Source organism: Leucothrix mucor DSM 2157 (assembly GCF_000419525.1).
GTDB lineage: Bacteria > Pseudomonadota > Gammaproteobacteria > Thiotrichales > Thiotrichaceae > Leucothrix > Leucothrix mucor.
In genome coordinates, this window is the sequence record NZ_ATTE01000001.1 from 467,019 (window position 1) to 489,068 (window position 22,050).

At 48.8% G+C, this 22,050-nt stretch carries 20 protein-coding genes; 16 read left to right on the plus strand and 4 right to left on the minus strand.

The window, feature by feature from the left end; translation table 11 throughout:
- Positions 1–119 precede the first annotated feature (119 nt).
- From mraZ to LEUMU_RS0102090, 12 genes are read left to right on the plus strand one after another with little or no spacing between them, the layout of a single operon-like run.
- Positions 120–575: a division/cell wall cluster transcriptional repressor MraZ gene (gene mraZ / locus LEUMU_RS0102035; protein WP_022950614.1), complete on the plus strand. Its 456-nt coding sequence runs from the start codon at positions 120–122 to the stop codon at positions 573–575.
- A gap of 17 nt (positions 576–592) precedes the next feature.
- The gene (gene rsmH / locus LEUMU_RS0102040) at positions 593–1,531 is read left to right on the plus strand and encodes a 16S rRNA (cytosine(1402)-N(4))-methyltransferase RsmH (protein ID WP_022950615.1); all 939 of its coding nucleotides are present in this window, start codon (positions 593–595) and stop codon (positions 1,529–1,531) included.
- A complete protein-coding gene (gene ftsL / locus LEUMU_RS0102045) occupies positions 1,528–1,800 on the plus strand; it encodes a cell division protein FtsL (RefSeq protein WP_022950616.1) in 273 nt (90 codons plus the stop codon). Before rsmH ends, ftsL begins: the two co-directional genes overlap by 4 nt.
- Positions 1,797–3,602, plus strand: coding sequence for a peptidoglycan D,D-transpeptidase FtsI family protein (locus LEUMU_RS24235; RefSeq protein WP_022950617.1), 1,806 nt, complete (start codon positions 1,797–1,799; stop codon positions 3,600–3,602). The genes ftsL and LEUMU_RS24235 overlap by 4 nt, the downstream gene beginning before the upstream one ends.
- A complete protein-coding gene (locus LEUMU_RS0102055) occupies positions 3,602–5,110 on the plus strand; it encodes a UDP-N-acetylmuramoyl-L-alanyl-D-glutamate--2,6-diaminopimelate ligase (protein ID WP_022950618.1) in 1,509 nt (502 codons plus the stop codon). The genes LEUMU_RS24235 and LEUMU_RS0102055 overlap by 1 nt, the downstream gene beginning before the upstream one ends.
- The gene (locus tag LEUMU_RS0102060) at positions 5,107–6,459 is read left to right on the plus strand and encodes a UDP-N-acetylmuramoyl-tripeptide--D-alanyl-D-alanine ligase (RefSeq protein WP_022950619.1); all 1,353 of its coding nucleotides are present in this window, start codon (positions 5,107–5,109) and stop codon (positions 6,457–6,459) included. Before LEUMU_RS0102055 ends, LEUMU_RS0102060 begins: the two co-directional genes overlap by 4 nt.
- Positions 6,459–7,541: a phospho-N-acetylmuramoyl-pentapeptide-transferase gene (gene mraY / locus LEUMU_RS0102065; RefSeq protein ID WP_022950620.1), complete on the plus strand. Its 1,083-nt coding sequence runs from the start codon at positions 6,459–6,461 to the stop codon at positions 7,539–7,541. Before LEUMU_RS0102060 ends, mraY begins: the two co-directional genes overlap by 1 nt.
- A 3-nt stretch (positions 7,542–7,544) precedes the next feature.
- Complete coding sequence (gene murD / locus LEUMU_RS0102070) at positions 7,545–8,891, plus strand: UDP-N-acetylmuramoyl-L-alanine--D-glutamate ligase (RefSeq protein WP_022950621.1); 1,347 nt, start codon at positions 7,545–7,547, stop codon at positions 8,889–8,891.
- On the plus strand, positions 8,885–10,156 hold the full coding sequence (ftsW, locus tag LEUMU_RS24240) for a putative lipid II flippase FtsW (RefSeq protein WP_022950622.1): 1,272 nt from the start codon (positions 8,885–8,887) through the stop codon (positions 10,154–10,156). Before murD ends, ftsW begins: the two co-directional genes overlap by 7 nt.
- Positions 10,146–11,258, plus strand: coding sequence for an undecaprenyldiphospho-muramoylpentapeptide beta-N-acetylglucosaminyltransferase (gene murG, locus LEUMU_RS0102080; protein ID WP_022950623.1), 1,113 nt, complete (start codon positions 10,146–10,148; stop codon positions 11,256–11,258). The genes ftsW and murG overlap by 11 nt, the downstream gene beginning before the upstream one ends.
- A complete protein-coding gene (murC, locus tag LEUMU_RS0102085) occupies positions 11,255–12,676 on the plus strand; it encodes a UDP-N-acetylmuramate--L-alanine ligase (RefSeq protein WP_022950624.1) in 1,422 nt (473 codons plus the stop codon). Before murG ends, murC begins: the two co-directional genes overlap by 4 nt.
- Positions 12,676–13,584 carry a D-alanine--D-alanine ligase gene (locus LEUMU_RS0102090; protein ID WP_022950625.1) on the plus strand — a complete coding sequence of 303 codons (909 nt, stop codon included), beginning with the start codon at positions 12,676–12,678 and terminating at the stop codon, positions 13,582–13,584. The genes murC and LEUMU_RS0102090 overlap by 1 nt, the downstream gene beginning before the upstream one ends.
- A 12-nt stretch (positions 13,585–13,596) precedes the next feature.
- Here LEUMU_RS0102090 and LEUMU_RS29275 read toward each other — a convergent pair whose 3' ends face one another.
- Positions 13,597–13,725 (minus strand): hypothetical protein, encoded by a 129-nt coding sequence (locus LEUMU_RS29275; RefSeq protein WP_281169909.1) that lies wholly within the window; start codon positions 13,723–13,725, stop codon positions 13,597–13,599.
- Here LEUMU_RS29275 and LEUMU_RS24245 point away from each other — a divergent pair.
- From LEUMU_RS24245 to LEUMU_RS0102110, 4 genes are all read left to right on the plus strand, one after another.
- Positions 13,724–14,419, plus strand: coding sequence for a cell division protein FtsQ/DivIB (locus LEUMU_RS24245; protein ID WP_169446345.1), 696 nt, complete (start codon positions 13,724–13,726; stop codon positions 14,417–14,419). The genes LEUMU_RS29275 and LEUMU_RS24245 overlap by 2 nt on opposite strands.
- Positions 14,420–14,427: 8 nt before the next feature.
- A complete protein-coding gene (gene ftsA, locus LEUMU_RS0102100) occupies positions 14,428–15,663 on the plus strand; it encodes a cell division protein FtsA (RefSeq protein WP_026744403.1) in 1,236 nt (411 codons plus the stop codon).
- Between the two features lie 98 nt (positions 15,664–15,761).
- Entirely contained in the window at positions 15,762–16,913 is a 1,152-nt protein-coding gene (gene ftsZ, locus LEUMU_RS0102105) for a cell division protein FtsZ (protein ID WP_022950628.1), read from the plus strand.
- An 83-nt stretch (positions 16,914–16,996) separates the two neighbouring features.
- Positions 16,997–17,404, plus strand: a complete 408-nt coding sequence (locus tag LEUMU_RS0102110) for a PGPGW domain-containing protein (protein WP_022950629.1) — start codon at positions 16,997–16,999, stop codon at positions 17,402–17,404.
- Here LEUMU_RS0102110 and LEUMU_RS0102115 read toward each other — a convergent pair.
- From LEUMU_RS0102115 to smc, 3 genes are all read right to left on the minus strand, one after another.
- The gene (locus tag LEUMU_RS0102115) at positions 17,401–17,601 is read right to left on the minus strand and encodes a PA3496 family putative envelope integrity protein (RefSeq protein WP_022950630.1); all 201 of its coding nucleotides are present in this window, start codon (positions 17,599–17,601) and stop codon (positions 17,401–17,403) included. The two genes, LEUMU_RS0102110 and LEUMU_RS0102115, sit on opposite strands and share 4 nt — an antisense overlap.
- Positions 17,602–17,756: 155 nt before the next feature.
- A complete protein-coding gene (locus LEUMU_RS0102120) occupies positions 17,757–18,398 on the minus strand; it encodes a cell division protein ZipA C-terminal FtsZ-binding domain-containing protein (protein ID WP_022950631.1) in 642 nt (213 codons plus the stop codon).
- 33 nt (positions 18,399–18,431) lie between these two features.
- Positions 18,432–21,941: a chromosome segregation protein SMC gene (gene smc / locus LEUMU_RS0102125; RefSeq protein WP_022950632.1), complete on the minus strand. Its 3,510-nt coding sequence runs from the start codon at positions 21,939–21,941 to the stop codon at positions 18,432–18,434.
- Positions 21,942–22,050: the final 109 nt, after the last annotated feature.

The window sequence follows — 22,050 nt, forward strand, 5'->3', positions numbered from 1 at the left end:
TTTAGCAAAACTGTGTTGACCTATGGGTCTTCCGTAGCTATATTGGCGAAAAGTGGGGTGAAGTGGGGAATTGTGGTATTTTCCGAAAAAGTCACTCGCTCTGAATCGGAAAAAAACACATGTTTCGTGGAATATCCAATCTCAATGTTGATGTTAAGGGCCGTATCGCGGTTCCTTCACGTTACCGTGAGTCGATTCGGGAAAAAGCATCTGGTCAAATGATTGTAACGGCGGACCACACCGATTATTGCTTACTGGTTTATGCCATGGATGAGTGGCTTGAAGTTGAAAATACGCTTCGGAAGCTCCCAAACATGAAGCCTAGTGTAAGGAATCTACAACGTTTAGTGCTAGGGCACGCCGAAGAGGTGGACTTAGATTCACAGGGTCGGATTCGCATACCTGCTCCGTTACGGGAATACGCCAATATTGATAAGGCAACGGTATTGGTGGGGCAGATGAATAAGTTTGAATTATGGGATGAAGAGACTTGGTTGGCAAAACGGAAACTCTGGATTGCTGAGGCACAAGCTTCTCTCGAAACCGATGACGCACTAGATGGTATTTCATTTTAAATCAGGAAGCAGGCTACATGGCTGAAGAGTATCAACATGTAACAGTGTTGCTAGACGCTGCCGTAGAGGCATTGTCGGTTAATCCTGACGGGCTTTATATCGATGGCACATTTGGCCGTGGCGGTCATGCGCGCAAGATATTGGACCGTCTGGGGGATAACGGACGCCTGATCGTGGTCGATAAAGACCCGCAAGCGATTGCCATTGCCCGTCAACTGGCAGCAGATGATAGCAGGGTGTATGTCTTTCACGGCAGTTTTGCCGACTACCGGCAGGCACTGGAGAATTCCGGCTTCGGCAACAAGGTCGCGGGCATGTTATTAGACTTGGGTGTTTCCTCCCCACAGATCGATGATGCCGCCCGTGGTTTTAGCTTTCAGCGCAATGGCGACTTAGATATGCGAATGAATCCGGAGCAGGGTTTGTCTGCGGCGGACTGGTTAGCTGTTGCTGAGCCTGCTGAAATCGCTGCCGTGCTTTGGAAGTACGGTGAAGAGCGCTTTGCACGCCGGATTGTCGATAAGATTACCGAGCGCCGCGAAACTAAGCCACTGACTACAACATTAGAGCTGGCTAACTTAATTAGCGAAGCGGTTCCTCGTAAATTTCATGGACGCAAGCATCCTGCGACTAAAAGTTTTCAGGCGATCCGGATTTTCATCAACCAAGAGTTGGGTGATTTGGAGCGTTGTATTGCAGAAGCCGTGGATGACCTGGCGATCGATGGTCGCTTGGTAGTGATTAGTTTCCACTCCTTGGAAGACCGGATGGTAAAGCGTTTCTTTAAATTGAAATCCACACCGCCATCGATTCCACGTGGTATGCCGATTTTAGACTCAAGCATTGCTCCACCGTTTCGTACGATCGGAAAAGCACTGAAGCCGGATGAGGATGAAGTGGCGGGAAATGTGCGTTCACGTAGTTCAGTCATGCGAATTTTGGAGCGTTGGGCATGAAGCATTGGCGATTAATTTTATTAGTCTCGCTATATGTCGGTGTCGTGTTCACTGCGATTCAAGTGGTTGTTCAGCGTAACTACACGCGCGGTTTGTTTGTTGAGGCACAAAAAGTAGAGAAACAACGCAATATTTTGACGGCGGAATGGAGTCGTTTGAAATTGCAGCAAGGTACCGATTTAAACGAAGTTCGTGTTGAAGCACAGGCACGGCGGGAACTCGGAATGCATATTCCACGGGCTGTTGATATTAGGGTTATTAAAGAGTGAGTCGCAGAGCTAAACAATCCACTGTAATTCCACCGGTTTATCGGGGGCGACGCCTAACATTATTATTGGTGTTGCTGGCTGGTATGGTGGTGTTATTGCTGCGTGCCGGGTATCTGGAAGTCTTCCAGCAAACTTGGCTGCAAGAGCAGGCGGATAAACGTCAAATGCGTACGATGACCATTCCGCCATACCGCGGCATGATCTTAGATCGCAATGACGAGGCGCTGGCAATCAGTTCTCCCGTTGAGTCGGTGTGGAGTAATCCCCGTAAGTTTTTTGCAACGCGCGATTCATTGACTAAGAAAGCGGCTAGCGATGACAGAGCCGTAGCGGATGAAGCTCGCAATGCGTTGGACGAGCTAGACGTTAATATGGTCAAGCTTGAAGTCATTCTTGGCATGTCTGACGGTGAGTTGAGCAAGCTGCTGGATGACAATAAGCGTCGGAGCTTTGTGTACTTGGTGCGTCAAACGTCACCAGAGCAGGCGCAGGAAATTCAGGATTTAAATATTCCCGGCATTGGTTCCAATGACGAGTATCGTCGTTTCTATCCTATGGCGGAAGCCGTTGCTCATGTGGTTGGCTTTACCAATATTGATGATAGTGGTGTAGAAGGCATTGAGCGCTCAATGAACACTGAGCTAGCTGGTCGCGCAGGTAAAAAGCGCGTTATTCAGGATGGCGCCTCACGTTTAATTGAAGACGTTGAGCAGATTGATCGCATGGTGCCCGGTAAAGATGTGAATTTGAGCATTGATCGCCGGATTCAATATCAAGCTTATAAAGTGCTTAAAGAGCAAGTGACTCAGTTAAGCGCTAAAGCGGGCTCCGTTGTAGTGCTTGATGCGCATACCGGTGAGGTGTTAGCGATGGCCAATATGCCGGGCTTTAATCCAAATGCACGTAGCTCATTGCAGCCTGAAAATTACCGAAATCGTGCGGTAATGGATGCCTTTGAGCCAGGCTCAACTATTAAGCCTTTGACTATTGCAGCTGCTTTGGAAGCACGCGTTCTTGGACCTGATGTGCTGATTGATACAGCGCCTGGCTATCTGATGTTGGGTAAAACCAAAGTCAGCGACCCGCGTGATTATGGCGATTTGACCTTGGATATGGTGTTGGCCAAGTCCAGCAACGTAGGCGCCAGTAAAGTCGCTTTGTTGATGGATGCTAAAGAGCAGTGGAAATTTTTAAACCGGATTGGTTTTGGTTTGCGTCCAGACTCGGGTGCTCCAAGCGAGACAGATGGTTTGCTCAGTTATTACGATAGCTGGGGCAGTGTAGATAGAGCCTCACATGGTTATGGCTATGGTGTGTCGGTGAGTTTATTGCAGTTGGCACAGGCTTATACCATGTTCGCCAATGGTGGCATTATGTATCCGGCAAAACTGCTAAAGCTTGAAGGTGCTCCAGTTGGTCGTCAGATTATGCGCCCTGAAAATGCACGTGCGGTTTTGCGTATGTTGAAGGCGGTAGTTGCTGATGACGCAACCGGTAAGCGCGCAATGATTGATGGCTATACAGTGGCGGGTAAAACTGGTACAGCGTACAAGTTTTTGAATAAGCGTTATGACACACGTCGCCGCATTGTGAGCTTTATTGGTTTGGCTCCTGCCAGCAATCCACGGTTGATCGTGGCAGTGATGTTGGATGAGCCTCAGGTTGAGCGTGCAACCGGTGGCCGTTTGGTGGCTCCGATGTTCACCAAAATTATGTCTAACAGCTTACGCGTTCTGGATATTCCACCGGATGATTTACCTGCGCAAGCCGGATCTGGCGGCACTAAAAAGGGAGGTGCTTAATGACGATGTTATTAAGTGCATTGCTTGATGGTGTTTCCGGTGTACGCGATGCAGCTCCACAGTTGTCTGTTTCAGCAATGACTTTGGATAGTCGCGCAGTGAGCGAAGGTGCTGTATTTGTCGCATTGAGCGGTACACGTGAGCATGGCTTAGCCTATGCGCAGCAAGCGGTTGAGTGTGGCGCTGCGGCAGTGATTTGGGATTATGATGCGAATATTGAGGTTCCTGAATTAGCGGTTCCTCTAATTGCAATTGAAGATTTACCAGCAAGCCTAGGCGGAATTGCAGCCCGTCTTTATAACCACTCCGGTCATGACCTGCAGATTGTCGGGATTACAGGAACCGACGGAAAAACTTCTGTAAGCCACTTTCTGGCGCAGGCAATGAATGCTAGCGGCGGCTCGTGTGCAGTGATCGGTACACTCGGAATAGGTAACCCCAGCGCGCTGGAAAAGGCGACACACACTACGCCCGACGTGATCACCGTTCATCAGAATCTCCAACGTCTCAGTACGCGAGGGAGTCGCTGTGTGGCGATGGAGGTTTCTTCACATGCTTTAGATCAGCAGCGAGTAGCTGGCGTAGCATTTGATGTAGCGATATTGACTAACCTGACCCGTGATCACCTCGATTATCATGGAACGGTTGAGGCATATGCCGCTGCAAAAGCGAAATTATTTATTGAGCATGTGCCAAAGGTAGCCGTGCTTAATTTGAACGATGAATTTGGTCAGAAGCTGTTTGATACATTGGTTACTCTGCCAACGCAAACCATTGCTTATGCCATTGGCGAACTAGCAGATTATCCGGCAGATACGTTAATCGCGACCGAGCCGCATTATGACCATCAGGGTTTAAAGGCAACCATTCACTGGCAAGGGCAGGCATTGAAACTGTCAGTGGGTGTATTGGGTGACTTCAACCTCAGTAACTTACTGGCTGCCACGGGCGGACTGCTGGGGCTAGGTTACAGCGCAAGTGATGCGGTTGCGGCCCTGTCGCAAGTGACTACCGTTGCTGGCCGCATTGAGAAAATTACCATTGCAGCGTCTCAGCCGTTTTTATCGGTTGTGGATTATGCGCATACACCGGGCGCATTGTCGTCGGTGTTATCGGCGCTGCGGGTACATTGCCGTGGTCGCCTGATTTGCGTATTTGGATGCGGTGGTGACCGCGATGCAGGCAAGCGTCCTTTAATGGCAGCTGTTGCTGAAGCGAAAGCAGATGTGGTAATTGCCACGGATGACAATCCACGCAATGAAGACCCAAAGCTGATTATGCAGGATATTGTTGCAGGCTTTGAAAAGCCAGAAGCTGTGACGATTGAACATGATCGCGCTGCTGCAATTCGCTTGGCTATTCAACAAGCTAAAGCCGGTGATGTGGTGCTGGTTGCCGGTAAAGGCCATGAGCAAGAGCAATTAATTCAAGGTGTGGCACAGCACTTTGATGATCGCGAGCAGATTCGATTGGCGCTGACTGCCTTAATACAGGAGATGGCGTCATGACTTGGATGCTTTCTGATATCGCCAAAATGACTAATGGCGTGTTGCACGGTAACGATTTAAGTATCGACTCTGTCGCTACAGACTCTAGAAGCGTTACGGCGGACCAGTTATTTATCGCAATCAAAGGCGAGCGTTTTGATGCGCACGACTTTGTCGCTGATTTAGCTGGTAAAGCCGGTGCGGCACTGGTTCATCAGTATGTTGAGTGTGACCTGCCACAGGTTGTGGTGAGCGATACCCGTCAAGCGCTTGCGGATTTTGCAGCAGCATGGCGTCAGCAGTTTACTAAGCCAGTGATTGGCTTAACTGGCAGTAATGGCAAGACCACGGTTAAAGAGATGCTAAGTGCGATTTTATCGGTCAGGGGGTCGGTATTGGCAACGCTAGGTAATCTCAATAATGACTTAGGCATGCCATTAACCCTATTGCGATTACGCGAAGAACATGATTTCGCGGTAATCGAAATGGGCGCAAACCATTTTCATGAAATTGCGTTTTTGACTGCGATTTCAAAGCCGGATGTGGCGATTCTGAATAATGCAGGTGCCGCGCATCTGGAAGGTTTTGGCAGTATTGAAGGGGTTTCCCGTGCCAAAGCAGAGATTTTTCAAGGCCTGAGCGATGATGGCATTGCCATTATTAATGCAGACGATACTTACGCAGATTATTGGTATGGCTGTAATACATCGCGTCAGGTCATTAGTTTCGGCACTCAAAATGCCGCCACCGTACAAGGAAAGGCTACTCCAACAGGGATGTTGGTTCTTAATTATCAGCAGGAGCCAGTTGAAATAACGCTGAAACTGCTGGGCGAACACAACGCTCGAAATGCCTTGGCCGCTGCGGCTGCCGCACTAGCGATTGGCACGACCTTAGCGCAAATCAAGCAGGGTTTGGAGTCATTGCAACCGGTCAAAGGACGCTTAGCACCATTAGCAGGACAGCAAGACACGCTGTTGATTGATGATACCTACAATGCTAACCCATCATCAGCTAAAGCAGCGATTGATGTATTAGCGGGTTTTAGCGCTGGCGAACAGGTGTTTGTGTTAGGTGATATGGGTGAGCTTGGTGAGAATGTTGCCGAGCTTCATCAGGAAGTGGGCGCACATGCCCGTGAGCGGGACATCGACCAACTGTATTGCCTGGGTGCGCAGAGCGTACACGCAGCCAATGCCTTTGGCGCAGCGGCGAAGCACTTTGATGAGCTTGAACCGCTGTTGGATTCGTTAAAAGCAACAATGAAAAATAATATGACAATCTTAGTGAAAGGATCTCGCAGTATGCGTATGGAACGGGTGATTGAGGCCTTAAAAGCCACCGATTCAGTTAACGGGGGACGTAACTGATGCTGGTTGGTTTTTTTGAATGGTTGGCTAACCATTACAGTTTTTTTGGTGTTTTTAAATACCTGACATTACGCGGTATTTTGGCAGTTTTGACCGCGCTGGGTTTATGTCTGGCGATGGGGCCATTAATGATTCGTCGGTTAACGCTGATGAAGATTGGTCAAAGTGTGCGTGACGATGGTCCGCAAACACATTTAGTTAAAGCGGGCACCCCAACCATGGGTGGCGCGCTGATTTTATTGTCGATCGGTATCTCTACGTTACTGTGGGGCGATCTGCGCAATTACTACGTTTGGGTGACCCTGTTCGTTACTTTGGGCTCGGGTGTGGTTGGTGGTTTAGATGACTACCTAAAGCTTAAGTACCGTAACAGCAAAGGCTTGGCGGCACGTTGGAAGTATTCAGGCCTGTCATTTGTTGCGCTGATTGGCGTCATGGTGCTGTATATGAAGGCCGGCTCTGCCACTGAAACGACCTTGTTTATTCCGGTCTTCAAAGATTTGTTCTTTGAGATGGGGTGGATCTTCATTCCTTGGGCCTACTTAGTGATTGTTGGCTCCAGTAATGCGGTCAATCTGACAGATGGCTTGGATGGTTTGGCAATTATGCCGACGATTTTGGTTGCAGCGGGTTTAGGCGTATTTGCTTACTTGAGCGGTAACAGTGTATTTGCGGCATATTTGGGAATTCCATATGTGCCAGGTGTGGGTGAGATGGTTGTGTTCTGCGCCACGATTTTCGGGGCTGGCTTAGGCTTCTTGTGGTTTAACACTTACCCAGCACAAGTATTTATGGGCGATGTAGGCGCGCTGGCACTCGGTGCTGGTCTTGGCATCGTTGCAGTCATTGTCCGTCAGGAAATCGTATTGGCGATTATGGGCGGTGTGTTTGTGATGGAAGCGGTGTCCGTAATTTTGCAGGTTGGCTCATTTAAAATGACCGGCAAGCGTATTTTCCGGATGGCACCGATTCATCACCATTTTGAATTGAAGGGCTGGGCAGAGCCGAAAGTAATTGTCCGTTTTTGGATTATTACTATCGTTCTGGTTTTGGTTGGTTTAGCAACAATTAAGGTACGTTAAATCATGCAGCAAGCAACGCAGGTAAATTGGCATACACTCATTGTCGGTCTGGGAAAGACAGGCTTATCAGTGGCTCGCTATTTATCGGCTCAGGGCATCGACTTTGCTGTTATGGATTCTCGTGAAACGCCTCCATCTGCTGATGTCTTGGCTAAGGACTTTCCGGACGTACCGAGCTACTACGGTAAGTTCGATGCAGACATTATGTGTCAGGCGAAGCTGTTGGTGATCAATCCAGGTATTGCATTAGCAACGCCTGAGATTGAAAAAGCCCGTTCCTTAGGCATTGAAGTCGTTGGCGATGTGGAGTTGTTCGCGCGTGAAGCCGAGGCGCCAATCTTGGCAGTCACTGGCTCTAATGGCAAAACCACGGTAGCCAGTTTGCTGGATTGCATGGCAAAAGCGGCAGGAATACGGGTAGCGACCGGTGGAAATATTGGCTTACCCGCATTGGCTTTACTTGAGCAGAAAAATGTTGAGTTGTATGTGTTGGAGTTATCCAGTTTTCAACTAGAGACCACCAGTAATCTACATTGCCGTGCGGCCTGCATTTTGAATATCACTGAAGATCACCTGAATCGCTATGCGAACAGAATTGAGCTTTACGCAGCGGCTAAAGCAAGAATTTATGATCATTGCGATATTAAAGTAGTTAACCGTGATGATGAACGCGTGATGGCAATGGCTAAAGGTGGCGGTGTCGTTAGCTTTGGTTTTGATGCGCCAGAGCAGGGCCAATATGGCTTGATTAGCGAAGGTGATCAGCTGTTTTTAGCACGTGGCCGTGAAAAGTTATTAAAGAGCGCTGATGTTAAATTGCCGGGTCGTCATAACTTAGTGAACGCATTAGCCGCTCTGGCATTAGCCAATGCTGCGGGTATTCCGCTCAAGCCTTGTTTAGAAGTGCTAAAGACGTTTGAAGGCTTAGAACATCGCACGCAATGGGTTGGTGAGAACAATGGAATCCATTGGTACAACGACTCCAAGGGTACCAATGTCGGCGCAACTGTTGCGGCGCTCCATGGCCTGAATGGCAAAACAGTGTTGTTAGCTGGCGGGCAAGGTAAAGCGGCAGACTTCACACCACTAGCCGATGCGGTACAAAAGTATGCGCGGGCGGTAGTGTTGTTTGGTGAAGATGCTGAGCTGATTGCCTTAAGCATAAAAGGCGACATCCCTATCGTGTTTGCGACCGATATGTTGGATGCCGTAGAGCAAGCTAAGTTGTTGGCGCAGATTGGTGACAATGTATTGTTATCTCCGGCCTGTGCCAGTTTTGATATGTTTGATAGTTATGAGCATCGCGGCAGAGTGTTTGTCGAGGCGGTTAAACAGGTGGTGTTATGTTAACGCGCGTTCTTGCCGATTTTTTTCCTGAGTGGGAGCGCTATGTTGATCGTGCATTGCTGATCAATATTATGTTGTTGATGGCGTTTGGCACAGTGGTAATGACCTCTGCCTCAGTCGCAATTTCTGAAAAGAATTATGGTACGGCTTATTTCTATCTGAATCGTCAGGTGATGTTTTTGCTGATCGGCTCGGTGGTAGCTTATGTTACCTACCGAATTCGCATGTCATTTTGGCAGGGCATGGGGCCATTAATTCTGATCCCGATTTTGCTGATGCTGGTTGCTGTATTGGTCTTAGGCCGTGAGGTTAATGGTAGTACCCGTTGGTTGGGTGTGGGGCCAATGTCCATTCAGGTCTCTGAAATGGCGAAGGTCAGTGTGATTTTGTACATGGCGGGTTACTTAGTTCGTCATGGTAAGGCTCTGGCAGAATCAGCAGCCATCAAGCCATTGTTTTTACCGTTGATTGTGATTGTTTTAGTCGATGTTTTACTGATCCTGCAGCCTGACTTTGGAAGTCTGATCATGATCACGGCAACTGGCTTATCGATGCTGTTTTTAGGTGGCGTCAAATTGCATCGTTTACTGCTGTTGTTTGTGCTGGCAGTGGGTGGCATGGTCGGCATCATTATGATGGGTGGTTATCGTCTGGCGCGTGTCATTGCGTTTATGAACCCATGGGAGCATGCGCAGGATAAAGGCTACCAGACCGTACACTCGTTGATGGGTATCGGTGATGGCGGTTGGTACGGTGTTGGTTTAGGCGGCAGCGTACAAAAATTATTTTATCTACCAGAAGCGCATAATGACTATGTGTTTGCGGTGCTGGCAGAAGAGTTTGGATTTATCGGTATCGTGTTCATTCTGGCCTTGTTTGGCTGGTTTGTGCAGCGTGCATTCGTGATTGGCTTTAATGCAGATAAGGCGAAATTGCACTATGGCGCTTATGTGGCGTATGGCATTGGTTTCTGGATTGGTTTTCAGGTGCTGTTCCATATCGGTGTGAATCTTGCAGTGTTGCCACCAAAAGGTTTGACGCTGCCATTCGTAAGCTATGGTGGTAGTAGTTTGTTAAGCACCATGATTGCCATTGCTCTGTTAATGCGAGTGCATCGCGATACTCAAATTGCTTTGTTCGGCTTGTCAGATAAAGAGCTGGAGCGTGAAAAGCAGCGAAAGCAAACCGTTTCAAATCGTCGGGTTCCGGAAAAGCCGGCTCGTAAATTAAATAAGCGCCGTTCAGGAGGGTTGCTTCGTGGAAAATAAGCGTCCAGTTCTGATTACTGCTGGCGGTACCGGTGGCCATGTTTACCCTGGCCTTGCCGTGGCGCGTGCGCTGCAGGCGCAGAATATTCCAGTGGTCTGGATGGGCACGCCAAAAGGCTTTGAAGCACGTGTGATTCCTGAAGCAGGCATCGAGATGGCATTGCTGGAAGTGACTGGCTTACGCGGTAAAGGCATTACTACTTTGTTGCTGGCACCGTTTCGTTTGGTGAAAGCCTTGTACCAATCCGTTCGCATTATGCAAAAGCATAAGCCAGCTGCGGTATTGGGTATGGGTGGATTTGTAGCAGGTCCTGGTGGTTTGGTTGCCTCCTTGATGGGCATTCCCGTCATTATCCATGAGCAGAATGCAATTCCAGGTTTAACCAATCGTTTACTGAGCAAGTTTAGCCGCAAAGTATTAGAAGGCTTTCCGGGAACATTTCATCAGGCAGGCAATAAAGCTGTGCCAGTGGGAAATCCGGTGCGTCAAGATATTAGCAGTTTGCCAGCTCCAACTGAGCGCATGAAGCGGGATGACTCGCAGCTGCATTTGCTGATTATTGGTGGCAGCTTAGGTGCTCAGGCACTGAATGAAACTGTGCCACAAGCATTGGCGGAACTCGCACCAGAAATGCGCCCAGTAGTTCGCCATCAAGCTGGTAAAAATAAGGATGAATCAACCCGCGAGCAATATGCTAAGTCTGGGGTTGAGGCGACCGTCTCCCCGTTTATTGAAGACATGGGCGAAGCGTATGGCTGGGCTGATTTAGTGATTTGTCGCTCAGGGGCACTAACAGTGACCGAGCTGGCGGCAGCCGGTCTGGCGTCAATTTTGGTGCCTTATCCTTATGCAGTGGATGACCATCAAACCGCTAACGGTTTGTATCTATCAGAAAATGGCGCGGCAATTTTGGTTTCACAGTCTGATTTGACGGTTTCGTATCTGGCGCAGCATCTGCAGTCGTTGACTCAGGAGCCAGAGCGCTTATTACAGATGGGTGAAAAAGCCCGTGAATTGGCTCGTCCGAATGCGACCGAAGCAGTCGCTGCGATTGTAGCCGAAATGGCGAACTATACGTTTAACACAGAGGTTGTAGCATGAAGCCAGCAAACGAATTGGCCCGCAGACGCATCAAACAAATTCACTTTGTCGGCATCGGTGGTGCGGGCATGGGCGGTATCGCCGAAGTTATTTCTCATCTGGGTTACCGGGTGACAGGCTCTGACATTGCACAAAGCCCGATGACCGACCGCTTAAAAGATTTAGGCGTAAAAGTGTTTATTGGGCACGCGGCTGAGAATATCGAAGGCGCAAACGTGGTGGTGATTTCATCAGCGGTGAACGATAGCAACCCTGAAGTTGCAGCGGCTAAGATGAACGGCATTCCGGTAGTACCTCGTGCTGAAATGCTGGCTGAGATCATGCGCTTCAGTAACGGCATTGCCGTGGCTGGTACTCACGGTAAAACCACGACGACCAGTTTGGTAACTAGCTTATTAGCGGAGGGCGGATTAGATCCAACCTTCGTGATTGGCGGCAAGCTTAATAGTACGGCGAGTAACTCACGCTTAGGAACTGGTGAATATCTGGTTGCCGAAGCGGATGAGAGTGATGCGTCATTCTTGTTACTAAAGCCGATGATTTCGATTGTTACCAATATCGATGCGGATCACTTGTCGACCTACGGTGGTGACTTTGAAAAGCTGAAAGCCACGTTCGTTGAGTTTTTACATCACCTGCCATTCTACGGCATTGCCGTGATGTGTATTGATGACGAGCATGTCTGCGAGATTCTGCCAGAAGTGACGCGTACCGTTGTGAGCTACGGTATCCACTACGATGCCGATGTGCGTGCAGTTGATCTACGCTACGACGGCATGCAGAGCTACTTTAAGGTTGAGCGTAAAGGCTACACAACATTAGATATCGTGTTGAATATGCCGGGCGAGCACAATGTACAAAACGCACTGGCAGCGATTGCTGTTGCGACTGAGATTGGTGTCAGCGATGAAGCTATCCAGAGTGGCTTGCTACGTTTCCAAGGAGTGGGGCGTCGCTTTAACTGTTATGGCGATCTTGAGACTAAAAACGGCAAAGTGATGTTGGTTGATGATTATGGTCATCACCCAACTGAAATGGCTGCGACCATGAATGCGGTACGCACGGCATGGCCAAATCGTCGTATGGTGGTGCTGTTCCAACCGCATCGTTACACGCGTACTCGTGATTTGTTTGAAGATTTTGCAACGGTACTGTCTGAACCGGATGTATTGCTGCTAATGGATATCTATGCGGCTAGCGAAGATCCGATTCCGGGAGCCGATGGACGCTCGCTGTCTCGTGCGATTCGTAATCGCGGCAAGGTTGATCCGATCTTTATCGCGGACAATGCTGAGATTTTAGAAAACCTAAGCCACCAGCTTCAGGGTGGCGATGTATTACTGACTTTGGGTGCCGGTAGTGTCGGTACGATTTCTGCGGGTTTGCCTGAGCAACTAACCGCTTGGAGTAAAGCATAATGAAAGCCAGATTCGGTAAAGTCGCGGTTTTGATGGGTGGCTGGGGGGCTGAGCGCGAAGTATCACTAAACAGTGGTGCCGCCGTGTTAGCTGGCTTACAAGCTAAAGGTGTAGATGCTCATGGCATTGATGCTGATCGCAATGTCGTTGAGACGTTGAAAGCAGAAGGCTTTGATCGCGTATTCAATATTTTACACGGTCGTGGCGGTGAAGATGGTGTGCTGCAAGGCGCATTAGAATTGATTCAGATGCCGTATACTGGCTGTGGGGTTATGTCTTCAGCCATCAGCATGAATAAGCTGATGACTAAACGGTTTTGGCTAGGCTGCGGATTAAAAACACCTGCATTTATGATCTTGCAGGATGATACAGACTTTGATGCCGTGGTTGCTGAGTTAGGCTTGCCGCTCATTGTAAAGCCGGCCGATGAAGGTTCTAGCGTTGGGATGAGCAAGGTAACGAGTGCTGAGCAGTTGCCACTCGCGTATCAGGAAGCCCGCAAACATGATTCTGCTGTGTTTGTAGAGCAATGGGTGACTGGCAAAGAATATACGATTGCCATTGTCGGTGGTCAGGTATTGCCGGTGATTCGCGTTGAAACCGATAGCGCGTTTTACGATTACGAAGCGAAATACAAGTCAGATGATACTCGTTATTTCTGCCCTTGCGGTTTAGATCCGGAAGCCGAAGCGGAAATGCAGGCACTAGCAAAACAAGCTTTTGATGTATTGGGCACTTCTGGCTGGGGTCGGATTGATCTCATGCAGGATGAACAGGGACAGGCTTGGTTAATTGAGTTGAATACCGTTCCGGGCATGACGAGTCACTCATTAGTGCCAAAAGCAGCGAAGGCGGCGGGCATTAGTTTTGAAGACTTAGTGGTCAAAATTTTGGAGACATCAGAGTAAGCATATGGCAACTCAGGCGACAAAAAAGAAACGGCCACAGGCAACCCGAAAGCGAGGCGCTAAGCAGCCGCTATCGTCTCGTTTTAAGCCAGGCGTTTCGTTAAACCTGAATTGGGGGCGCGTTTCGGCAGTTTTATTCATGTTAGCGCCTTTATTACTGATAACTGCTGCATATATCTGGATTAATCGGCCGGAAAATCTTACGATTCGCGCAATCGAAGTCACTGGCGAATTGAAGTACCTGAAGCAGGAAGATTTGCAGCCAATTATTCAGCCGTTTGTATCCACCAATTTGTTTTTGCTGGATGCCAAGTCGCTGGAAACTGAGCTGGAATTTAGCCCTTGGGTGTACTCCGCTTCGATGACAAAACTGTGGCCAGACAAGCTACGGATAAAGATTCATGAAGAGCGGCCGATCGCGTTTTGGGGCGCAGATAGCATGCTAAATGAGTTCGGCGAGATCATTGATGCCGAACTACCTGAGAAAATAGGCCAGTTACCTGTTCTTTATAGTCCGGAAGACAAGGGGCGCGGTATGGTAGAGAACTACCTGAGAGTGCAACAGTGGACCCGGGAGTTTCCAACGCCGATAGCAGAGTTCCGCGAGGATGCGCGTGGCTCATGGCAGCTGAAACTTGAGAACGGATTGATTGTGAACATAGGGCGTGAAAAGCAGGAAAAGCGTTTGCGTCGTTTTGTCGTTGGATATCAACGTGAGTTAGCGGATCAGATCGATAAGATTCACACCGTGGACTTACGTTATACCAACGGTTTTGCAGTGAAATGGAAAAGTGACTGGCAATTGAAGCAGGAAGCCAGCAAGAAAAAGGGGTAGTACACCGCATGTCACGTAACGATGGAACAAATATGGTTGTCGCTTTGGATATTGGTACATCCAAAGTGGTCGCGCTGATTGGCGAAGTGTCTGCCAGCGGAGAGATTGAGATTGTCGGCATCGGCAAAACACCGGCACGCGGAATGAAAAAAGGCGTGGTGGTGAATATCGAGTCCACGATTGAATCAATCAACCGTGCGGTGGATGAAGCTGAGCTAATGGCTGGCGTGAACATCAACTCTGTGTTTGCCGGGATTGCAGGAAGCCACATTAGCAGCCTGAATTCACACGGTATCGTAGCGATTCGTGATAAAGAAGTGACTGATGCGGATTTAGAGCGCGTAATGGATGCGGCCCGTGCTGTTGCCATTCCAGCCGATCAGCGGATTTTGCATGTGCTGCCGCAAGAATATGTCATCGATGATCAGGATGGTATCCGTGATCCGGTGGGCATGGCTGGTGTGCGTTTAGAAGCCCGTGTGCATTTGGTGACTGGCGCTCAAAGTGCGGCACAAAATATTATTAAATGCGTTGAGCGTTGTGGTTTAGACGTAGACGATTTGATTCTGGAGCAAGTGGCATCAAGCTATGCGGTTCTGGAAGATGATGAGAAAGAATTAGGTGTGTGTCTGGTCGATATCGGCGGCGGCACCAGTGACATTGCGGTATTCCTGAATGGTGCGATTCAGCATACGGCGGTTATCCCGATTGCGGGAGATCAGGTCACCAATGATATTGCGGTTGCTGTGCGTACACCGACACAGTTCGCAGAGCAGTTAAAGATTCAGCACGGCAGCGCATTGCGTCAGCTGATTACTGAAGAAGAGATTATTGAGGTGCCGGGAGTCGGTGAGCGTGAGCCACGCACATTATCAACCCAAACTCTGGCATCTGTGATTGAACCCCGTTATGAGGAGCTGTTTTCATTGATTCTCGCGGAGCTACGTCGCAGCGGTTATGCCGAGCGTCTTGGTGGCGGTATCGTATTGACTGGTGGTTCATCAAAAATTCTGGGAGCAGTGGAGCTAGCGGAAGAGATTTTCCACATGCCAGTGCGCCTTGGATCACCCCGACGGGTGGGCGGCTTGAAAGGGGAAGTTGACAATCCAATTCATTCAACAGGTGTTGGATTGCTAATCTACGGCGCAAAACAAATGGCGGCCGGGACCGGGAGGGCTTATGTCTCGGGTACCTCTGTTAGTGTTTGGGAACGAATGAAAAATTGGTTTCAGGGAAATCTCTGATTTTTCTTGCGTTGCAATAAACCCGAATTCGATAGTTCGGGATTAATAAATTAGTCACATTGAATTGTTAGTACAAAGGATTATAAAAGGAGAATAGCATGTTTCAGATTATGGATGCAGATGGTCAAAGTGCGGTAATTAAAGTCGTTGGAGTCGGCGGCGGTGGCGGAAACGCTGTCCAGAACATGGTTGACTCCGGTATTGAAGGTGTTGAGTTTATCTGTGCCAATACAGATGCTCAGGCTCTGGAAGGCTCAGGTGTAGAGACTCTGATCCAGTTAGGACACTCACTGACTAAAGGTTTGGGTGCAGGCGCAAATCCTGATATCGGCCGTGAAGCGGCTCTGGAAGATCGCGAGCGCATTAAAGAGCTAATCGCGGGTACTGACATGCTATTCATCACTGCGGGTATGGGTGGTGGAACCGGTACTGGTGCAGCACCGGTTGTTGCTGAGCTGGCACGTGAGCTGGGTATTTTGACCGTTGCGGTTGTGACTAAGCCGTTCCCATTTGAAGGCCCACGCCGCATGAAAATGGCTGAAGCCGGAATCGCGGAACTGTCTAAGAGTGTTGACTCACTGATTACCATTCCAAATGGTAAGCTGCTGACGTCTCTAGGTAAAAACATCACGTTACTGGATGCGTTCAAAGCAGCGAATAACGTATTGTTAGGCGCGGTACAGGGTATTGCAGAACTGATTACCCGTCCTGGTCTGATCAACGTGGATTTCGCGGACGTTCGCACTGTAATGAATGGCATGGGCTTATCCATGATGGGTACTGGTTCTGCCAGCGGTGAAGAGCGTGCCACTAAGGCAGCTAAAGCGGCGATCTCTAGCCCATTGCTGGATGATATCGATCTGAATGGCGCGCGCGGTATTCTGGTTAACATCACAGCTGGCTTGGATATGGGTATCCATGAGTTTGAAGAAGTGGGTAGCGCAATCCGTGAGTTTGCTTCCGATGAAGCGACTGTGGTAGTTGGTACGGTTATTGATCCTGAGATGACTGATGAGATCCGCGTAACGATCGTGGTAACTGGTCTTGATGGTGCAAACCCAGCAACGACTAGCGATGCTCCAGCACGCCCTGCAACCACTCGCTTACGTCCTGTTCAAATCGAGCAGACACAGCGTAAAGTCGCTGGTAGCGATGTAAACCCTAGCGCCGACACTAGCAAAACTGCTAAGTCAGGCAGTGACAAGAACTACCTGGATATCCCAGCGTTCTTGCGCAATCAGGCTGACTAGTTTAATTAGCGCCTGAAGAAAAAATATCTATTCTCTGTTTCCGCTGTCGACTGGTTCGGCAGCGGTCCTTTTTCGGAGTGTTTATGCCAAGCTTTGAAGTGAGTACACAGTGGGTGGTTATTCTTGGGCTGGTGTCGCTGGCGACCTTTGTGTTGACCTTGCTACTAGTGCCATTGATTGTGATACGTATTCCGGAAGATTACTTCAGGGATAGTTATCGGCATAAAAGCCAGTGGTCGGAGTATCATCCGGTCTTACGGTTTTGCTTACTGATATTAAAGAATATGTTGGGAGTGATACTGCTAATTATGGGAATACTGATGCTGGTATTGCCGGGGCAGGGGATTCTGACGATTCTATTTGGTATTGCTTTAATGAATTTTCCCGGAAAATTCAAATTGGAGCGACGACTGATTTCTTATTCTAAGGTCCTAAGTTCGATAAACTGGATCAGAAAGAAAGCCAATCGTGCCCCAATTCAAGTTGATTAATCCAATGGGTAGTCATCTTCGAATACATCTTTAAGCTTTCTCTCTAAAGCTTTACGTTCAAGGTAGTCTTCAATATTACGGCGTAGCACATGCGGCTTCTGTGGCTCTGCGTGCTCTTTAGATTCGCCTTCGATTAGGTGAATGTTATTCTTATGCGCGACAAACATATCATCTAAGATTTTTTTGGTATTCATCATATTGTGGTACTCACTTGTTAGGAGATTATTATTTTTGTTGTGCCCTAACGCTTTAGCTGTTTGGCTTAAAGCGCTTCTTACTGGTGAATACGACCGATTATCAGGAATAGCAGCTGAATCATAACTGACTCAGCCTTACCGTTGGTCGGAAAAACTTAATGGTCTAGCGATTCAATCAATGCAGAAGCATCGTCGTGACTGAAGGTTTCCTGATCGGTATTTCTCAATGTGCCACCTAATTCTTCCGCCACCATTTGCGTCGTAGAGATCAAAATCTCAATGGCGTCAATGTCATCAATTGGGCTAGGCAGCTGCATCATGATAGATAGGCCGGGTGTCTCAGAGCCCTTTAAATCCGCTGGACTTAAGGTCCAAGGCTTGATGCCATTAGCAACGGTGAACAGGTTCGCGGGTACCCCATTATCTTCAACCGGATAGTGATATAAATCCATATCGCCAAAGCGCAATTGATACTGTGGCAACACTTCGCTGATCTTATCGCCAGACAGTGTTTTACCTTCCTCTGCCGCAATAAATAATACGACCTGACGGGGCGTAACAGCCTGCTTACGCGGTCTTGCGAGGATAGTTTCCTCAACCACAACCGGCGTTGAGCCATCGGTCGCTGGCAGATCCTGCATCACTGATGAAGTCGTCTTCCCAAAATCATCATTGATCTTAGGCACTACGCCATCACTTTGTTTTGGAAACTTATTCTGTGAAATACGTCCCATAATATACAAGGCGATCATCACGATGATCCCCGCGACGGTGATCAGAATACTAACTATGTCCATTGTGTTTTCCTTGGCAAAAACAATTGCTTACGGCTACTCATCTATCATCCGTGCCGCTTCATTTACATCGACCGCTACCATACGCGACACACCCGGTTCACGCATGGTAACCCCAACCAAATTCTCCGCCATTTCCATGGTAGATTTATTATGAGTTATAAAGATGAATTGTACCCGTTTCGACATGTGTCTTACCAGCTCGCAGAAACGCCCGACGTTCGCTTCATCCAGTGGCGCGTCCACCTCATCCAGCATACAAAACGGTGCAGGGTTTAATTCAAAGATCGCAAAGACCATCGCCACTGCCGTTAAGGCCTTCTCACCACCCGACATAAGTTGGATACTGCTCAAACGCTTTCCCGGTGGGCGAGCCATGATTGAGATGCCGGTAGTTAACAGGTCATCGCCAGTCATTTCCAGGTGTGCTTCACCGCCGCCAAACAAGCGTGGGAACATCTCCTGAATGCGCACATTCACCTTCTCAAAGGTTTCTTTGAAGCGACCGCGGGTATCCCTATCAATTTTACGAATGGCGCTCTCTAGCGTCGCCATAGCCTCTGCCAGGTCGGCATGTTGCTCGTCCAGATAGGTCTTTCGCTCATTTTGCGATTCATATTCTTCAATCGCGGCCAGATTGATCGCTCCTAAGCGCTGAATTTTCTGGCGAATATCCTGTAATTGTTCCTGATGCGATGAAATCTGAGCGCTTAGATCCATTTCATGCTGCAGCATTTGAGGATCAAATTCGGTTTCGGCCAACTGTTCCAGCAAGGTTTCTTCACGAACATTGACTGTTTGCCAGTGCAGCCTTAGTTTTTCGATTTTTTCGCGTTGAGTCTGAACAATGGCTTCAGCTTGCGCACGTGCTTGTTCATGCTCACGAATTTTCTGATCAATATCGGACAGCGCTTTGCGAGCATCCGTCAATGCAACTTCACTGACCTTACGTTGCTCAAGCGCTTGCTCTAATTGTTCTTGCAGGCTTGCGATCAGTGCATCATCCAACTGGGTATCAGTATGGCTTAGCTTACGTGCTTGCAACGACTCAATCTGGTAGTGAACTCGTTCGATCTGCGACTGACTGTTTTGGCAACCACTGCGTTGCGTTTCAATCTGAATTTGTAGCGCTTGGTATTGGTCGCGGTTCAGCTGAAATTGCTGACGGGCATCACTTAAAGCTTGTTCTAGTGGATGTTGCTGTTCTCTTAATAGCTCAAGATTTTCAGTGAGTTGCTCGATACTTGCTTGTGCCAGTGCCAGCGACTCTTCTGATTCTAATAATTGCGCGGTGTCAGCTTCTTGCTGCTGATTAAGTTCGGTCGTTTCTTCCGTTAAGCGCGCGGCAAATTGTGCCTGCTGTACTTGCTGCTGCTCCAGGCCGCGAGCACGCGCATTCACTTCACTTTCTTCGCGATGCAATTGCTGCTGTTGCTGTTGCTGTAACTTTAGCTGGCTTTGGGACTGCTCGGCCAGCTCCTGAAGTGCTTCAAGCGCCATTTCAGTGTGCTTGAGCTGTTGCTCATCTTTTGCGATGCTGGCTTGCAGCTCTTCAATGCTTTTCTGGCGAGCAATCACACCTTCTTGTTCGCGCTCAGAGCCCGGTAGGCGCACCCAGTTTGTTCCGTAGCAGCTGCCATCCGCAGTGATTAGGCGTTCACCTGCCTTGAGGTTGGATTGGCGGCTGAGCGCATCCTGATGATCTGTAGCGCAGTAAACTAATGCCAGCAGCGGCTTGAGTTGAGTAGGGGAGAGAACCTGCTGCGCCAAGCTATCTTTTGAATAGGTATGATTATCTGAGTTGGCATTGCCTGCCAGTAAAAGCTCTATTGCATGTGCCGGTGCTGTACTAATCAGGTGTTCGAGCCGCTGATCTGCGGGGAGTTGCAAAGCTTCCAGTGTTGGGCCTAATAAGCTTTCAACGGCATTTTCCCAGCCGGCATTGACTTTAATTTCTTCAGCCAGTCGTGGCAGTTGATCAAGATGGTGTTCTGTCAGCCATTGATTCAAGGCTGTTTTATCTTTACCTAAGCCCGCCTGCTGCAAGGTTTCCAGCGAGCTTAAACGCCCACGGGCGCTTTGTAATGAGCCGCGTAATTCATTCAGTTGTTGCTGTTCTTCTCGCTGCTCTTCTTGCTGTTTTTGCAGGGTGGCTTGCGTCGTACTGAGCGTGGCTTCGGTTTCTTCCAGCTTAGCGGCCAGTTGTAACTGATGCTCACGGACTAGCTCAATCTTTTCAGCTTGTTCGCTCTGATCACCTTGCTCGGCATGCTGCTGTTCAAGGCGCAGTAAGCGTTGCTGGTTACGGCTAATTTGTTGCTGTAATTGCTGAATTCGGCTGCTTTCAACACTGCTCTGGCGTGTTGGCTCAGCAAGTTGTTGCTGTCCAAGGGTCCATTGTTGTTTCCACTCATTGAGGGCTTGTTCAGCGACATCCAGCGCTTCTTGCTGAGTTTCTTGCATGGCCAGCATTTCTTCGGCCTTTGGCTCCAGCAATTCCAGCTCTGTTTGTGCTTGTAACAGCCGCTCCTCGTCATGTTGCAAGTGCATGCGGGCGTTTAACAGCTCTTGTTCGAGTTGCTCACGCTGCTGCTTGTCGCGTTGGACGATTTCGTGCTGATGACGAATTTGCTGTTCCAGCTGAGAAACCTGAGCACCGGATTCATACACACCAGCCTGTACCTGATTAAATTCGGCATTGGCTTCGGTTTGGCGGCTGCGATGAGCTTCCAGCTGTGTTTCAATCGAGCGTTGCTGTTTCAGGTGATCCTGATGCTTTTCCGCTTCGGTATTAATTTGTTCTTGCTGAGCTTGCAGCTCTTTTTGCACGGCTTGCAGTTGCAGATACAACAGTTCAGCGGCTAAGCGACGCTCAGTTTGTTTAAAGTCTTTAAAGCGTTCAGCGGCGCTGGCTTGACGTTTCAGGGTGCCGAGCTGTTTATCAATCTCTTCGCGCAGGTCATTCAGACGATCCAGATTGTCGCGGGTGCCACGAATGCGGGTCTCGGTTTCTTTACGGCGCTCTTTATATTTTGAAATACCGGCCGCTTCTTCGATATAAACGCGCAGCTCTTCAGGCTTAGCTTCGATCAGGCGGGAAATCATGCCCTGTTCGATAATGGCGTAACTGCGAGGACCTAAGCCGGTACCTAGGAAGATATCGGTAATGTCACGACGACGGCAGCGTGTACCATTTAGAAAGTATTTGGATTGTCCGTCGCGGCTCAGTAAGCGCTTGATAGCAATTTCAGAGAACTGGGAATATTCACCGCCTAGCGTGCCATCACTATTATCAAATACTAGTTCGATACTGGCTTGGCCGACTTTTTTGCGAGTGGAGGAGCCGTTGAATATGACGTCTTCCATCGAGGCGCCACGCAGGTTTTTAGCGGATGATTCGCCCATTACCCAGCGCACAGCGTCGATCGTATTGGATTTTCCGCAACCATTCGGGCCGACAATCGCGGTCAGATTGCTCCGCATTTCAATGGTCGTTGGGTCTACGAAAGATTTAAATCCAGACAGTTTGATCTTGCTAAGACGCATAAGAAAAAGGGATCGACCATTGTTGTGATTATCGTGGGGGGCCAATAATAAGTAAGGTGCAGCGTATTTGCACGAAAAAATTAAAAAACGGCATTCAACCCATGCGCTA

What these genes read in the sequence shown, in the direction of transcription:
- ftsZ (WP_022950628.1), top strand. Translation starts at nt 15,762, where the DNA reads ATGTTTCAGATTATGGATGCAGATGGTCAAAGTGCGGTAATTAAAGTC.
- mraY (WP_022950620.1), top strand. Translation starts at nt 6,459, where the DNA reads ATGCTGGTTGGTTTTTTTGAATGGTTGGCTAACCATTACAGTTTTTTT.
- ftsW (WP_022950622.1), top strand. Translation starts at nt 8,885, where the DNA reads ATGTTAACGCGCGTTCTTGCCGATTTTTTTCCTGAGTGGGAGCGCTAT.
- rsmH (WP_022950615.1), top strand. Translation starts at nt 593, where the DNA reads ATGGCTGAAGAGTATCAACATGTAACAGTGTTGCTAGACGCTGCCGTA.
- smc (WP_022950632.1), bottom strand. Translation starts at nt 21,941, where the DNA reads ATGCGTCTTAGCAAGATCAAACTGTCTGGATTTAAATCTTTCGTAGAC.
- LEUMU_RS29275 (WP_281169909.1), bottom strand. Translation starts at nt 13,725, where the DNA reads ATGAATAAAACTGCCGAAACGCGCCCCCAATTCAGGTTTAACGAAACG.
- LEUMU_RS0102115 (WP_022950630.1), bottom strand. Translation starts at nt 17,601, where the DNA reads ATGATGAATACCAAAAAAATCTTAGATGATATGTTTGTCGCGCATAAG.
- LEUMU_RS0102055 (WP_022950618.1), top strand. Translation starts at nt 3,602, where the DNA reads ATGACGATGTTATTAAGTGCATTGCTTGATGGTGTTTCCGGTGTACGC.
- mraZ (WP_022950614.1), top strand. Translation starts at nt 120, where the DNA reads ATGTTTCGTGGAATATCCAATCTCAATGTTGATGTTAAGGGCCGTATC.
- ftsL (WP_022950616.1), top strand. Translation starts at nt 1,528, where the DNA reads ATGAAGCATTGGCGATTAATTTTATTAGTCTCGCTATATGTCGGTGTC.
- LEUMU_RS0102060 (WP_022950619.1), top strand. Translation starts at nt 5,107, where the DNA reads ATGACTTGGATGCTTTCTGATATCGCCAAAATGACTAATGGCGTGTTG.
- LEUMU_RS0102110 (WP_022950629.1), top strand. Translation starts at nt 16,997, where the DNA reads ATGCCAAGCTTTGAAGTGAGTACACAGTGGGTGGTTATTCTTGGGCTG.
- ftsA (WP_026744403.1), top strand. Translation starts at nt 14,428, where the DNA reads ATGTCACGTAACGATGGAACAAATATGGTTGTCGCTTTGGATATTGGT.
- LEUMU_RS0102120 (WP_022950631.1), bottom strand. Translation starts at nt 18,398, where the DNA reads ATGGACATAGTTAGTATTCTGATCACCGTCGCGGGGATCATCGTGATG.
- LEUMU_RS24245 (WP_169446345.1), top strand. Translation starts at nt 13,724, where the DNA reads ATGTTAGCGCCTTTATTACTGATAACTGCTGCATATATCTGGATTAAT.
- murD (WP_022950621.1), top strand. Translation starts at nt 7,545, where the DNA reads ATGCAGCAAGCAACGCAGGTAAATTGGCATACACTCATTGTCGGTCTG.
- murC (WP_022950624.1), top strand. Translation starts at nt 11,255, where the DNA reads ATGAAGCCAGCAAACGAATTGGCCCGCAGACGCATCAAACAAATTCAC.
- LEUMU_RS0102090 (WP_022950625.1), top strand. Translation starts at nt 12,676, where the DNA reads ATGAAAGCCAGATTCGGTAAAGTCGCGGTTTTGATGGGTGGCTGGGGG.